General features: G+C 74.1%; 9 protein-coding genes. 3 read left to right on the top strand and 6 right to left on the bottom strand.

Annotated elements, in window-relative coordinates:
* The first annotated feature begins 470 nt into the window (after positions 1 to 470).
* The 3 genes from AOK09_RS31335 (at position 471) to AOK09_RS31345 (ending at position 4,088) form a co-directional block, all read left to right on the top strand.
* A complete protein-coding gene (locus AOK09_RS31335; protein ID WP_055590616.1) occupies positions 471 to 2,012 on the top strand; it encodes a Re/Si-specific NAD(P)(+) transhydrogenase subunit alpha in 1,542 nt (513 codons plus the stop codon).
* A 5-nt stretch (positions 2,013 to 2,017) separates the two neighbouring features.
* Positions 2,018 to 3,439 carry a Re/Si-specific NAD(P)(+) transhydrogenase subunit beta gene (gene pntB / locus AOK09_RS31340; RefSeq protein WP_055590617.1) on the top strand — a complete coding sequence of 474 codons (1,422 nt, stop codon included), beginning with the start codon at positions 2,018 to 2,020 and terminating at the stop codon, positions 3,437 to 3,439.
* Positions 3,440 to 3,638: 199 nt separating this feature from the next.
* The gene (locus AOK09_RS31345) at positions 3,639 to 4,088 is read left to right on the top strand and encodes a MarR family winged helix-turn-helix transcriptional regulator (RefSeq protein WP_055590618.1); all 450 of its coding nucleotides are present in this window, start codon (positions 3,639 to 3,641) and stop codon (positions 4,086 to 4,088) included.
* 209 nt (positions 4,089 to 4,297) lie between these two features.
* Here AOK09_RS31345 and AOK09_RS31350 read toward each other — a convergent pair whose 3' ends face one another.
* The 6 genes from AOK09_RS31350 to AOK09_RS31375 form a co-directional block, all read right to left on the bottom strand.
* Positions 4,298 to 5,212: a MauE/DoxX family redox-associated membrane protein gene (locus tag AOK09_RS31350; RefSeq protein WP_055590619.1), complete on the bottom strand. Its 915-nt coding sequence runs from the start codon at positions 5,210 to 5,212 to the stop codon at positions 4,298 to 4,300.
* 13 nt (positions 5,213 to 5,225) lie between these two features.
* Positions 5,226 to 5,858 (bottom strand): hypothetical protein, encoded by a 633-nt coding sequence (locus AOK09_RS31355; RefSeq protein ID WP_055590620.1) that lies wholly within the window; start codon positions 5,856 to 5,858, stop codon positions 5,226 to 5,228.
* Positions 5,859 to 5,872: 14 nt separating this feature from the next.
* On the bottom strand, positions 5,873 to 6,295 hold the full coding sequence (locus AOK09_RS31360; protein WP_055590621.1) for an RlpA-like double-psi beta-barrel domain-containing protein: 423 nt from the start codon (positions 6,293 to 6,295) through the stop codon (positions 5,873 to 5,875).
* A gap of 475 nt (positions 6,296 to 6,770) precedes the next feature.
* Positions 6,771 to 8,036 carry a condensation domain-containing protein gene (locus tag AOK09_RS31365; RefSeq protein WP_055590622.1) on the bottom strand — a complete coding sequence of 422 codons (1,266 nt, stop codon included), beginning with the start codon at positions 8,034 to 8,036 and terminating at the stop codon, positions 6,771 to 6,773.
* Entirely contained in the window at positions 8,033 to 8,281 is a 249-nt protein-coding gene (locus tag AOK09_RS40545; protein ID WP_055590623.1) for an acyl carrier protein, read from the bottom strand. The genes AOK09_RS31365 and AOK09_RS40545 overlap by 4 nt, the downstream gene beginning before the upstream one ends.
* The gene (locus AOK09_RS31375; RefSeq protein ID WP_055590624.1) at positions 8,278 to 14,319 is read right to left on the bottom strand and encodes a non-ribosomal peptide synthetase; all 6,042 of its coding nucleotides are present in this window, start codon (positions 14,317 to 14,319) and stop codon (positions 8,278 to 8,280) included. Before AOK09_RS31375 ends, AOK09_RS40545 begins: the two co-directional genes overlap by 4 nt.
* Positions 14,320 to 14,618: the final 299 nt, after the last annotated feature.

Below are 14,618 nucleotides of genomic sequence, written 5' to 3' on the forward strand. Positions count from 1 at the left end.
GCCCCCGGCGGTGCCGCCGTGTGCGGTCCGTCCGGCAGCCGGCCGGGACGGGATGCGGTGCGTCGCCGGGGGCGGGAGGGGGTGTTGTCACGCAAGTGGTCGAGGCGCAAAACTGAAGCCTGCCGGCCCCGGCGCGGTGCGCACGGCCCGGCACGGCAGCGCAGGACACGGCATCGCACGGCCCGACCCGGACGGGGGGATCCATCGGTGGAGGGGCGTCGCGCGCCGGTGGCGCGGGAGCCGGTGCGGGCGGGGCCCGGCCGCGGCCGGGTTGCGACGGGTCCGCCTGGCGGCGGCCCCGAGCGCATCCGCTGATCCCGGCGGGCGCAGCCGCCCGTCCGCGCGCGACCGCCCATCCCCCTCACCCCTCCATGGATCCGCGGGGGCACCGGATCCGGACGGGGCCGGGGGAAAGACCCGAGGAAGCCTGTGGAAGACCCGAGGAACGCCTAGGGAAAGAGGTCACGTCCATGGTCCAACGGCTCGGTGTGGTCGCGGAGTCGGCCCCGGGGGAGACCCGGGTCGCGGCGACCCCCGCAACCGTGCGTCAGCTGGTGAGTCTGGGCTTCGAGGTGGTCGTCGAGGCCGGCGCCGGTGCGGGGGCGAGCTTCGCCGACGACGCCTATGCCGAGGCGGGCGCGGAGCTCGTCGGCGTGGAGAAGGCCTGGCAGTCCGACATCGTGCTCAAGGTCAACGCGCCGTCGGCGGCGGAGATCGGCGCGCTGCGGGACGATGCGACGCTGATCGGCCTGATCGGCCCCGCCCTGGCACCCGATCTGGTGGAGACGCTGGCGCAGCGCTCGCTGACGGTGCTGGCCATGGACGCGGTGCCGCGGATCTCCCGGGCGCAGTCGCTGGACGTGCTGAGTTCCATGGCCAACATCGCCGGGTACCGCGCGGTGGTGGAGGCGGCGCACCGGTTCGGCCGCTTCTTCACCGGCCAGGTGACGGCGGCGGGCAAGGTGCCGCCGGCCAAGGTGCTGGTCGCCGGGGCGGGAGTGGCGGGTCTGGCGGCGATCGGCGCGGCGGGGGGCCTCGGTGCCGTCGTCCGGGCCACCGACCCGCGTCCGGAGGTGGGTGAGCAGGTGCGTTCCCTGGGCGCGGAGTTCCTGGCCGTCGAGGTCGAGCAGGAGTCGGGCGCGGACGGGTACGCCAGGGCGACGTCCGCCGACTACGACCGCCGCGCCGCGGAGATCTACGCCGCGCAGGCCGCCGACGTCGACATCATCATCACCACCGCGCTCATCCCGGGCCGGCCGGCTCCCCGGCTGATCTCGGCCGAGCATGTCGCGAGCATGCGGCCGGGCAGTGTGATCGTCGACATGGCCGCCGCGCAGGGCGGCAATGTGGAGGGCACGGTCGCCGGAGAGGTGGTCGTCACGGACAACGGCGTGTCGATCATCGGCTTCACCGATCTGCCCGCCCGGTTGCCCGCGCAGGCCTCGCAGCTCTACGGCACCAATCTGGTCAACCTGATGCGGCTGCTGACGCCCGGCAGGGAGGGGCGGATCACGCTGGACTTCGACGACGTGGTCCAGCGTTCCATGACGGTCGTACGCGACGGCGAGAAGACCTGGCCCCCACCGCCGGTGGAGGTCTCGGCGGCGCCCGCGCAGCGGCCGCAGGCCGCCGTGGAACCCGTGGCGCGGAAGGCCGTGCGGCAGCTCCCGGACAGCCGCAGGTTCGCGGTCGCCGGCCTGGGCGCGGCCGCCCTGTTCCTGCTCACCGCCTTCTCGCCGAGCCAGCTGACCGGCAATCTCACGGTGTTCGTGCTCGCGGTCGTCATCGGCTACTACGTCATCGGGAGTGTGCACCATGCGCTGCACACCCCGCTGATGTCGGTGACCAACGCGATCTCGGGGATCATCGTCGTCGGCGCGCTGCTGCAGATCGGGCGCGGGAACACCGCGGTGACCGTGCTGTCGTTCGCCGCGGTGCTGCTGGCGAGCATCAACATCTTCGGCGGCTTCGCGGTCACCCGCCGCATGCTCGGCATGTTCTCCAAGGACTGAGGCCCATGACCGCTGCCACGGCCACTCAGGCCGCCTATGTCGTCTCCGCGTTGCTGTTCATCCTCAGCCTCGCCGGACTGTCCAAGCACGAGAGCTCCCGGTCGGGCATCGTCGTCGGGATCGCCGGTATGGCGGTGGCGCTGGCCGCGACCATCGGGCTGGCCTCGCGTTCCATCTCGGCGGCCGGCGTCGGGCTGCTGCTCGCCGCCATGGCGATCGGTGCGGTGATCGGGCTGTGGCGCGCCCGTGTCGTCGAGATGACCGGCATGCCGGAGCTGATCGCCGTCCTGCACAGCTTCGTCGGCCTGGCGGCCGTGCTGGTCGGCTGGAACGGCTATCTCGACGTGGAGGCGCACGGCTCGGCCGGCGGTGAGCTGGCCGGCTCGCTGCTGCGGGTCCACCATGCGGAGGTGTTCATCGGCGTCTTCATCGGGGCCGTCACCTTCACCGGCTCGATCGTCGCCTATCTGAAGCTCTCGGGGCGCATCAGGTCCAACCCGCTGATGCTGCCCGGCCGCAATGCGCTCAACCTCGCCGCGCTGGCGGCCTTCGCCGTCCTCACGGTCTTCTTCGTGGTCCGGCCGGACCTCGGTCTGCTGATCGCGGTGACGGCGGTGGCGCTCGCCCTGGGCTGGCACCTGGTGGCGGCCATCGGCGGGGGTGACATGCCCGTGGTGGTGTCGATGCTCAACAGCTACTCCGGCTGGGCGGCGGCGGCGTCGGGCTTCCTGCTGAACAACAACCTGCTCATCGTCACCGGTGCGCTGGTGGGGTCGTCCGGCGCCTATCTCTCCTACATCATGTGCCAGGCGATGAACCGCTCCTTCCTCTCCGTCATCGCCGGCGGCTTCGGCATCGAGGCACCCGCCGCGGCCTCGGGGGCCGACTACGGCGAGCACCGGGAGATCACCGCCGAGGAGGCGGCCGGGCTGCTGAGCGAGGCCACCTCGGTGATCATCACCCCCGGGTACGGGATGGCCGTGGCGCAGGCGCAGCACCGGGTCGCGGACCTCACCCGGGCGCTGCGTGAGCGGGGTGTCCAGGTGCGGTTCGGCATCCATCCGGTGGCGGGGCGGCTGCCGGGCCATATGAACGTCCTGCTGGCCGAGGCCAAGGTGCCGTACGACATCGTCCTGGAGATGGACGAGATCAACGACGACTTCGCCGCGTCGTCCGTCGTCCTGGTGATCGGCGCGAACGACACCGTCAACCCCGCCGCGGAGGAGGACGCCGCAAGCCCGATCGCGGGCATGCCGGTGCTGCGGGTCTGGGAGGCGGCGGAGGTCATCGTCTTCAAGCGTTCCATGGCCCCGGGCTACGCAGGTGTGCAGAACCCGCTGTTCTTCCGCGACAACAGCCGGATGCTCTTCGGTGACGCCAGGGCGCGGGTGGAGGACATCCTGGGCGCGCTGGCCGCTCTGGTGTAGAGCCGGTACGGGGCGCAGGGGCCGGGCGGGCCACGGGTCCCGCCCGGCCTTTGTGTTGCCGGCCGCTCGCGGGCGGGGAGAGACGGGCCCCGGAGCGTTGGGCTTGCGAGGAGATGCTGCTCGGCGCCGGCGACCCGGGGTCGACGGGTCGGGCAGCCTGAATTGTCCAGCTTCAGCTGAACGAAATAGTGTGGAGCCCATGGACGAGACCGCCGGGGGCATCTCCGGGTCGGCCGCTCAGGCGGCGCGCGATCTGCGGGTGGTGTTCAGCCGTCTTCGCCGTCGCCTCGCGGAGGTCCACGACACCGGGGAACTCTCCCCGTCGCAGACCTCCGTCCTCACCCGGCTGGGCAAGGAGGGGCCGGCGACGGGCAGCGTGCTCGCGGCCGCGGAACGGGTGCGGCCGCAGTCGATGGCCGCCACGCTCGCAGCCCTCGACCAGCACGGCCTGATCCGGCGCGACCCCGACCCCGAGGACGGCCGGCGGCAGCTGGTCAGCCTGACCCCGGCCGGACGCGAGCGGGTCGAGGGCACCCTGCAGGCCCGGGAGGAGTGGCTGGCCCGGACCCTGCAGGACCACTGCACCGAGGAGGAGCGGCAGACCGTCCTTCAGGCGCTGGCCCTGCTGGAGCGGGTCACCCGCATGTGACGCAGGCGTCCGCACACCCGGCCCGGCTGCCGGGCCGTACCCGCCGCAGGACCCGTACCAGGGCTGCCGCCGCCCGCTGATCACCGGGCCCGCGAACGCCGGAGCGCCCGGCCGCACCGCACTCGTCGTACGGAACGGGCCGGACACACCGGTGCCGTGGGGGCCGCCGCCCCCACGGCACCGGGTCCCGGCCGTCTGCCGCCGGGGCGTCAGGTCGCCAGCGGGAGCACGGTGAGCGCCGTGCGTACCGGGACGTCGGGCGGAGTGACGGGCAGTTGCTCGTCCGTGCAGTCGTCCAGCACGGTCACCCGTACCGAGGGGAGAGGTGCGGTGTCGGCGGAGGCCGCTGCGTCCAGTGCGAAGAGCACACTGACCGGCCGGGTGCCTTCGGCGTCCTGGTGCAGCCCCGCGAACCTGAGGATCCGCCAGCCCCCTTCGTCCCAGTGCTCCAGCAGGGCCGACCGGACGACGGATGACATCGACTGCCAGGCCAGGGAGCGCTCCAGCAGCTCCACGGAGGCGGCCACCGGTACCCGTCCCGCCGTCCGGCCGGTCCCGGTGGGGGCCAGCGGGTGCCCGAGCAGACGGAGTCTGGCCCTGCGCAGCGGCAGCAGCCACAGGTGGTCCAGGTCGGTGGAGAGGGCCGCCAGGGCCAGGGCCGTGGCGGCCGCCGTCGCGGCGGCGGCCGCGGGGTGCGCCGCCACCTCGTCCCACCAGGTGCCGCCGCGGGCGGCGGCGCCCGCCCCGCCGGCCAGCACCAGGGCCGCCCGGGCGAAGGAGCGCCAGGTGACGGGACCGCGCTCGCGGGCGGAGCAGCCGCAGGAGGACTCCGGGGCCGCCACCCGGGCCCAGCCGAGGTAGCCGAGGAAGCCGGCCCCGAGCGCGGCCGCCGCCATCCCCGGTGCGGCGGAGGCGGGTGAGGCCGTCAGCCCGGCGCCCACCAGGAGTTCCGCCGCGCCCACGGCGCGCAGGGCGAGGCCGGCCCGGCCGGCGCCGACGATGCGGACCAGGGCCGTGCCGGCGGCCTGCCGTGCGGTGTCCCGGCCGAACAGCTTGGCCGCGCCGCCGACGGCGAGCAGCGCACCCAGGACCGGTACGGCGGAGGCTGAGAGCAGTGTGAGCATCCCGACCTCCGGGTCAGTGGCCGACGGTCATACGGGCGATGTCCACACTGCCGTCCTCAGGCCGCCAGGCCCCGAGGACCTGGACCGACTGCCCGATGCGCACCTGGGACAGGTCGGAGGTGAGGGCCCCGGCGAGGTAGGAGGCGGCGGTGGTGCCGGGTACGACACGTCCGACGAGGCCGTGGGCGCCGTGGGCGAAGTGCAGCCGGTCCTTGGCGATGCCCCGTACGGTCACCGCCAGGTTGACGATGTTGACCCAGAGCGCGTCGGCGGCCATGGTGCCGTCGGGCATGGGGACGCCGCGGGCGTAGAGGCCGTCGCCGACCTTGACGGCCTCCGCGGTGGTGGGTTCCAGCTTCCAGATGCTGGTGGCGTTGGTGAGCTGGATCAGGTGCCGGCCGCCGTTGGACGCGGCGACCTCCAGCACGCTGCCGTTGATGGCGGTGATCCGGCCCTCGGCGAAGGCGGCCGCGGGGACGGCCGGGTCCAGCGAGGGGGTGGGGGCTGCGAAGGCGGCGTCCGCGTCGAGTCCGCCCAGGGCGGACGCGCCGACGATGGTGGCGCCGCCCAGGGCCGCGGTGGTGAGGAAGCGGCGGCGGTCGAGGCCTCGGCCGCCGGAGGCCGAGGTGCTGCGGGGGGAGCTCATGGCCGGTCCTCTCCTCACTCGTAGATGTAGACCGGCAGCATGCCGGAGCTGAGGTTGCCTATCGCGGAGAAGGCGGCGGGTGTGAGGTCGATGACGCGGTTGGTGCGGCAGGTGCCGTTGCAGCAGGTGGCCTCGCCGCAGAAGCTCTTGGTGCGGGGCCCGCAGTCGGAGACGGTGACGCACACCGAGGAGCCGGAGCACTGGTGCTTGACCGTCATCACCGCGCCGCAGCCGCGCCGGGGGATGGACTCGCCGCACAGGTCGGGGCGGGTGATGCTGAAGCAGGCGGCTGAGGCGTTGGGCCATGCCGCCTGGTGTGCGCTGGACTGGCAGGTGCCACAGGCGCCCGTACCGGTGCTGCTGCAGGGGCCCCAGGAGGAGCCGCAGCAGAACCAGGTGGCTTCGCCTGCCCAGAGGCTGGTGGATCCGCAGGCCATCGACTTTCTCCTTGCTTGTGGAGAGCCCGTGTGGGGGGCATGACAAACGCAGCCTCGGGCGAGGCCGGGAACGATGGTGCCGGGGCCGCCGTGCGGCGCACGACAGCCGCGCACGGATGCCGTGCGAGGAAGCCGTGCATGGATTTCGTACGGGGAAGCGGTGCGCCGTGCCGTGTGCCACAGGCCGGGGCGGCCGTTCGGATGCGCCCGTGCTCAAGCGGTTCGCAGACGGGGGACGCGGCGAGCGCCGCTCCCTGGACGAGCATGTCCATGATGCATGGGTCTACGCGGGTCTACCAGAGGCAGCGCCACCCGGTTCCGGCTCCGCCGAAGCCCTCGCTGCTCAGCCCGGACACGGCCGCCGGCCGTGTTCGGCCACGGTGAACTCCGGCTGTGCGCCCCGCGGTTGCGTGCCCGGGCCGCTTACCCGCCCACCGTCCGAGTCCCCGGAGGGCAGGCCGGCCCCGGCCCCCGCTCACCCCAGCGGCGGCTGCGGTCCGGCCCCGGCCTCCGCGACCAGCAGCGCCTCCAGGTCATGCAGCATCCGCTCCATCCCGGGGCGAGGGAGATAGCGGGTGTCCGCCGTGACGGAGACCTCCAGCGACCCGGAGACATGCACACAGAAGCGGCAGTTGAGCTTCTCCTGGCTGAGCGGCCAGCTGAGCCTGGTCCGCGGCAGCGCCTCCACGATGTCCCCGGGAGGGCAGGGGGCGGGCCCGGGGTCGGCGAAGCGCATGTCGTTGAAGCAGCAGCGCGGTTGCACCCAGTCGCCCGCCGCCCGGTCCAGCGGGTCGTGGAAGGCGCTGCGGTACGCCCGCAGGGTGGCCGGCTCCGCCTCGCGCAGCAGCGCCCCGAAGTCCCGGTCCACATCGAGGGTGAACAGCCCCTCCTGGGAGAGGGTGCTGACGATCCGGGTGGTGTCCCGGCGGAAGCGGTTGTTGACGATGGGCAGGATCGCGCACGTCGCGCGCCCGGTGTGCCGGCCCACCAGGGCCGCCGTCGCGGCGAGCAGCACCGTGGAGGTGGAGGTGCGGTGCCTGGCCGCCACGGCGCGGACGGCGAGACCCAGGGCGGGGGAGGTGAGCTGGGCCCGCCAGACGGGCGGCTGCGCCCGCCCCTCCTCGGGCCGGTCGAACATCGTCCGGCGGGGGAAGCCCTCCCACAGCTCCGCGGCGCGCCGCGCGGTACGGCGTCCGTCCGGCCCGGCCTGCCAGTGGGCCAGGTCCAGCGGGCTGGGCGCCGGGGGCGCGGCCTGGAGGGAGGAGCCGCGCAGGATCAGCATCCGCAGGTCGCGGACCGCGACCTCGGAGCCGAGGCCGTCGGTCGCCATGTGGCAGAAGGCCAGCACCACATGGCTGATCCGCGGTCCCCTGGTCACCAGGGCGACCCGCAGCGGCCACTCCTCCCCGTAGTCGTAGCGGTCGGCGGTGAGGGCGGCGAGGACGGCGCCGGGGTCCTCGTCCGTGAGCAGGACCGGCAGCCTTCCCCGGTCGGCCAGCCGCTGGAGCGGTTTCGGGCCCTGGAGGTCCAGCCGGGTGCGGAGGGCGCCGTGTCTGGCGACCAGGGCGGCGAGCGCGGTGGCGATCTGGTCGGCGGTCCTGGTGCCGGGGACCTCCAGGATCCGTCCGAAGTTGAAGTAGTGGTCGTCCGGCGCGGTCTTCCCGATGGCGTCCCAGATGGCCCCCTGGCCCCAGGTCAGCGGTGCGGTGCCGCGGTCCGGCGCGGTGAAGTCGACGATCACCGGGCCGCCAGGTGGGCGGCGAGCGCGTCCAGGTCGTCCAGCAGGCCCCAGCCCTCGGCGTCCAGGTCGATCTCCACGTCGTACTCGGCCTCCACCGCGTCCACCAGCCGCATCCGGGAGAGCGAGGTGAGGCCGAGAGCGGACAGCGAGGTGCCGCCGGTACGGGCCAGCTCCGCCGGTATCACGCCGTCCGACGACTCCTCGACGAGCTCGGCGAGCCGCGTCCTGATGGTGTTCCCGGTCATGGGTTTCCTCTCTCCAGCGGTCCGTCCGGCCCGTCCGGCACACCCGGGCCGGACGGGCCGGACATCAGCAGCTCGGCGGCCTCCGCGTCGGAGAGCCGGTCGATCTCGGCGAACAGCTCCTCCTCCAGGACCCGGGCGGTCCCGGCGACCGTGCTGTGGTCGAAAAGGGTCCTGATCGGCAGGTCGACGCCGGTGACGGCACGCAGCCTGGCGACCACCTTGACGGCCAGCAGGGAGTGCCCGCCCAGGCCGAAGAAGTCGTCGAACGCCCCGACCCCGGCCACCCCCAGCACCTCGGCGTACACCTCGGCCACCAGGGCCTCGGCGTCGGTGCGCGGCGCGGTCCACTCCTGGTCGAGGCGGTGGGAGGGGGCCGGCAGGGCGGTACGGTCGAGCTTGCCGCCGGGGGTCAGTGGCAGCGCGTCCAGCCGTTCCCAGACCGCGGGGACCAGATGGGCGGGCAGTGCGGCGCGCAGCTCGGCGGCCAGCGGCTCCGGGTCGCCGACGCTGTAGCCGACCAGGGTCTGGCCGTGGACCGCGACCGCGCCGCGGCCGCCCAGCAGGGCCTCGATCTCGCCGGGCTCGATCCGGAAGCCGCGCAGCTTCACCTGGTCGTCCCGGCGGCCCAGGAACTCCAGCCGGCCGTCGGGGCGGAGCCTGGCCCGGTCGCCGCTGCGGTAGAGCCGCTCGCCGCCGACGACCGTGAAGCGTTCCGCGGTCAGCTCCGGCCGCCCGAGGTAGCCGTCGGCGAGCCCGGCGCCACCGATGCAGAGCTCGCCCACGGCGCCCGGGGGCACCGGACGGTCCGTCGCGTCCAGCAGGACGATCCGGGTGCCGCCGACGGGACGTCCGATGGGCGGCCGTCCGCTCCGCGGTGCCCCGCCGCCGACCAGGTCGTCGGCGGTGGCGATGACGGTGGCCTCGGTGGGGCCGTAGGTGTTGACCAGCCGGATGCGCTCGCCGAACCGTTCGCGCCAGCGCTGCACCGCGGCCTCGTGGACCTGCTCGCCGCCGAGGACGACCAGGCGCAGGGTGTCCGGCCAGGGGATCCGGTCGATCTCCTCCACCAGCAGATGCCAGTAGGCCGTGGGCAGGTCGAGGACGGTGACGCCGTCGAGATGGTCGGTGAGGGTCACCGCGCCGTCGGGGAGCAGCTCGATCGTGGCGCCGGAGGCCAGCGCCGGGAAGATCTCCTCCACATGGGCGTCGAAGCTCAGCGAGGCGAACTGGACGATCCGGTCGCCGGGGCCCAGCGCATACGCCTCGCGCATCCAGGCCACCCGGTCGGCGAGCGCCCGGTGGCCCACCACGACGCCCTTGGGGACGCCGGTCGAGCCCGAGGTGTAGATCACATAGGCGGCGTCGTGCGGACGGTACGTCCCACCGGTCGGCCGCGGCCCGTCCGGGGTGAGCACCACCGAGGCGCCGCTGTCCTCGGTCATCAGCGCCAGCCGCTGCTCCGGGTAGTCCGGGTCCAGCGGCAGATAGGCGGCGCCCACCCGCCAGGCGGCGAGCATGGCCGCCACGGCGTCGAAGCAGCGGCCCAGCCGGATCCCTACCACCCCGCCGGGCGGCAGCTCCTCGGCGATCTCGGCGGCGCGGGCGTCCAGCTGCGCATAGCTGAGCCGCTGGTCGCCGCAGGAGAGCGCGACGGCGTCGGGGTGTGCCCGTACGGCGGCGGCGAAGAGCTCCGGGACGGGCGGCGCCGCGCCGAGCGGTGGTCCTTCGAGGACGGTGACGTCGTCCCCGGTCAGCAGCGGCAGGGCGGACAGCGGGGTGCCGGCGTGGCCGGGAAGCGAGCGCAGCAGCAGCCCGAGACGTTCGGCGAGGCGGACCGCGGTGTGCTCCTCGAACAGCTCGGCGTCGTAGACGAGCGTCGGCACCAGCTCGCGGTCGTCCTGCCAGACCTCCAGCATCAGCTCGAACTTGGCCTGCTGGAAACCGTGTTCGAAGGGCGCCCCGACCAGTCCGGCGAAGGCCTCCTCGTCCCGCCGCGTCCCCTGGCTGTGCAGGATCGCCATGGTCTGGAACAGCGGGGTGCGCGAGAGGTCACGCCCCGGGCGCAGCTCCGCCAGCAGCTGCTCGAAGGGGATCCCCTGGTGGGCGAAGGCCCCGAGGACGTCATCGCGGGTGCGGTCCAGCAGTTCGGCGAAGGTCGGGTCGGCGGACAGGTCCCCCCGCAGCACCAGGACGTCGGTGAGATAGCCGACCACGCCTTCGAGTTCGAGCCGGTCCCGTCCGGCGGTCGCGGTGCCGACCATGATGTCGTCGGCGCCGGTGTGCCGGGCGAGCAGCACCTGGTAGGCGGCGAGCAGCACCATGAACAGGGTGCACTGGTGGCCCTGGCCGAGCCGGGCCAGGGCGGCGGCCTCGGCCGGGTCCAGCGGGACCCGTACGGAGGCGCCGCGCCTGGCCGGTACGGAGCTGCGCGGCCGGTCGGTGGGCAGCTCCAGCTGCGGGGGGTCGGCCAGTCGCTCGCGCCAGTGGTCCAGCAGTCCGGTGGTGTCCTGCTCCCGCTGCCAGGCGGCGACGTCGCCGAACTGCAGGGGCACGGGTGGTGCCGGGCGGCCCGAGTAGAGCGCGGACAGCTCGTCGTGGAGGAGGTTGAGCGACCAGCCGTCGCCCAGGATGTGGTGCAGCACCACGCACAGGACGTGGTCGTCCCCGGAGATCCGGATCAGTGCGGCGCGCAGCGGGGGTGCGGCGGTGAGGTCGAAGGGGGCGTTGGTGCGGGCCGCGACCAGCTCCGCCGCCTCGGCCTCACCGGCGGCGGCCAGCCGTTCCAGCGGCACCGGGCCGGGCGGGGCGATCCTGGTGACCGGGCCGCCGTCCACCTCCGGGAAGCTGCTGCGCAGGATCTCGTGACGGGACGTCAGTTCGTCCAGTGCGTGCTGCAGCGCCGCGTCGTCCAGCGGCCCCTTGAGCCGGGTGACCAGCCACATGTTGTACGCGGCGTCCGCCGGGTCGAGCCGGTGCAGGAACCACAGCCGTTCCTGGCTCCAGGACAGCGGAGGTGTGCTGCCCGCGGGACGCGGGCGGGGCCCGGCCGCGGTGCCGGTGGACCCGGACTCCAGCAGGGCGGCGACCAGTTCGGCGGTGGGACGGTGGAAGAGCTCGCTCACGGGCAGCCGGGTGCCGGTCAGGGCGGAGATCCGGGCGGCGGCCATCGCGGCACGCAGGGAGTGGCCGCCCAGGGCGAAGAAGTCGTCGTCCGCGTGGACCTCCCCGACGCCCAGGACGTCGGCGAAGACGGCGGCGACCAGCCGTTCGTGCTCGGTCCGCGGCGGTCTGCCGGACGGACGCTGCTCGGGTCGCGGACGGGGCAGGGCGCCCCGGTCCACCTTGCCGTTGGGAGTCAGCGGGAGCGCCGCGAGGCGGACGTACTGGGTGGGCACCATGTATCCGGGCAGCCGGCGGGCCAGATGGCCGCGCAGGGCCTCCGGGTCGGGCTCGCCGTCCGGTTCGGCGGTGTAGAACGCCACCAGGGTCTCGTCGGCGACAGCGGCCACGGCCTGCCGCACCCCGGGGTGGGTCTCCAGGGCCGCGGCGATCTCGCCCGGTTCGATGCGGTGGCCGCGCAGCTTGACCTGGTCGTCGGAGCGGCCGAAGAACTCCAGGGTGCCGTCGGGCAGCCGGCGGACCACGTCGCCGGTGCGGTACACCCGCTCCCCGGCGTGGTGGACGAACCGCTCGGCGGTGAGTTCCGGCCGCCCCAGATAGCCGTCGGCCACTCCGGCGCCGCCGATCAGCAGCTCCCCGGGGACGCCGATCGGCACGGGGATGCCCTGGGCGTCGACCACATGGACGGTGGTGTTGGCGATCGGGCGGCCGATGGAGACCTGGTCCGGCTCCGGCGGGACCTCCCAGGCGGTGGACCAGATGGTGGTCTCGGTGGGCCCGTACACATTGACCAGCCGGTCGACGCGGGAGCGCAGCTCGACGGCGAGTCGCTGCGGCAGCGGTTCGCCGCCCGTGAGCGCGGTGACCCTGGGGAGGTCGCCGGTGAGCAGCAGCCGCCAGCCCGAGGGGGTCGCCTGGACGTGGGTGACGCCCTCGTCGCGGATCAGCCGGGCCAGTGCGGCGCCGTCGCGCGCGGTGTCGCCGTCGGCGACGACCACCCGGCCGCCGGTGACCAGCGGCAGGTAGAGCTCCAGCGCGGAGATGTCGAACGCCAGGGAGGTGAGGCCCAGCCAGCGGTCCTGCGGTGCGGAGCCGACCAGTGACCGCATGGCGTGCAGGAAGTTGGCCAGCGCCCGGTGCGGGATCACCACCCCCTTGGGCTTGCCGGTGGAGCCGGAGGTGTACAGGACGTAGGCGGTGTCCTCCGGGCGGGGCCGGACCGCGGACGTCTGCGGATCCGGCTCCGGGGCGCCGTCGAGGACCTGGGCCAGGTCGGCGTCGGTGAGGACCAGGGCCGCTCCGCAGTCCTCGATCACATGGGCGATGCGTGCCTCGGGGTAGTGCGGGTCGATCGGGACGTAGGCGGCCCCGGTCATCGCCACCCCGAGCAGTCCCACCAGCGTCCGGGCGCCCCGTGCGCCGTGCACCGCGACCCGGGTGCCCCGCCCGGCGCCGCGCCGGGCCAGCCCGGCGGCGAGCGCCGCCGCGGCGCCGGTCAGGGCGCGGTAGGTGAGGACGTCCGTGCCGCTGACCACGGCGACGGCGTCGGGGGTGGTCCGGGCCTGTTCCAGCACCAGGTCGACCAGGGTCGATCCGGGCAGTTCCACGGCGGTGTCGTTCCAGGCGTCCAGCTGCCGCAGTTCCTCCGGCGGCAGCAGCTCCAGACGGCTGACCGGCTGGGTGGGGTCGGCGAGGACCGAGGTGAGCAGCTGCCGGAACCGTGCGGCCATCCGCTCCACGGTGTCCCGGTCGAAGAGGTCGGTGCTGTGGATCAGCACCGCCTGCAGGCCGCCGCCGTCCTGCTCGTAGAGGTCGAGGGAGAGGTCGCAGCGGGCCGAGTGCCAGCCCAATGGGAACGGTTCGGCGAGAAGGCCCGGCAGCGGGTCGGCGACGTCGCCCTGGGTGTGCAGGGCGAACATCGCCTGGTAGAGCGGGGTGCGGCTGAGGTCGCGTTCGACGGCCAGCGCACCGACCAGCAGCTCGAAGGGGACGTCCGGGTGGGCGAGCGCGCCCAGGACGCCACTGCGGGTGGCGCGCAGCAGTTCGCCGAAGGAGGGGTCGGCGGTGAGGTCGCAGCGCAGCACCAGGGTGGTCGACAGAAAGCCGATCACCCGCTCCAGCTCTGGCCGGCCGCGCCCGGCGGCGGGCGTACCGATGCAGAAGTCGCCCTGCCCGCTGTGCCGGGCGAGCAGCACCTGGTAGACGGCGAGCAGCACCATGTACGGGGTGCAGCGGGCCTGCCGGGCCAGCTCCCGTACGGCGTCCACCAGCTCGGCGGGGAGGTCGAAGCGCACCTCGTCGCCGGCCGCGGTCCGCCGGGCGGGCCGCGGCCGGTCGGTGGGCAGGTCGAGCACCGGGGCTCCGGACAGCCGGTCGACCCACCAGCCGAGCCCCGCCGGGTCCTGGCCGGCCGCGGCCGCGGCCAGTTCGCTGTACTGCGGGGGCGCGGGCGGCAGCGGCAGGCCCGCGTAGCAGGCGGCGACCTCGTCCCGCAGGACGTTGAACGACCAGCCGTCGCCGTTGATGTGGTGCAGCACCACGCAGAGGACGTGGTCCTGCTCGGCGATCCGGATCAGGGTGACCCGCAGCGGCGGCGCCGCGGCCAGGTCGAAGCGGGTGTTGGTGCGGGCGGCGACGAGGGTGCGGGCCTCCTCGGCGGAGGCGGCGTCGATCCTCTCCACGGGGACCGGCACGGGGGGCTCCACCACGGCCCGGGGTTCGCCGCCGACGGCCGTGAACCGGGTGCGCAGGGCGTCGTGCCGGGCGGCGACGGTGGTGAAGGCCGCTGCCAGGGCGTCCGGGTCCAGGGTCCCGTGCAGCCGGTAGGCGTAGGCGGTGTTGTAGGAGGGGTCGTCAGGATCGAACTGGTGCAGGAACCAGAGTCGCTGCTGGCCGAACGAGAGCGGTCCGGTCTCCACACGTCTCTCCTGGGTCGGTGGGCGGATGACGGCCCGGACGGGTGGGATCGCGCGCCACTCCGGGATCGGCGGTCAACAGGCATTGACGGGCCTCGGGGAGAATGGCAGATTGACGCTTTATCAGTCAATGGTCTATACCAAAGCCCGGCACCCGGTGCTCCGGAGCGGATGTGACCGCCCCAGCCGCCGTGTCCCGGCGCCCGAAATCCAGCCGCCGAGCTCCGCCGCCCTGCCTCAGCTGCCGTCCCGGGGGGACCGCCTTGAGCCTCACACTCTGCGATCTGCTGCGCGAACGGGCC

Origin of the sequence: Peterkaempfera griseoplana (assembly GCF_001418575.1) — a bacterium.
Lineage (GTDB): Bacteria > Actinomycetota > Actinomycetes > Streptomycetales > Streptomycetaceae > Peterkaempfera > Peterkaempfera griseoplana.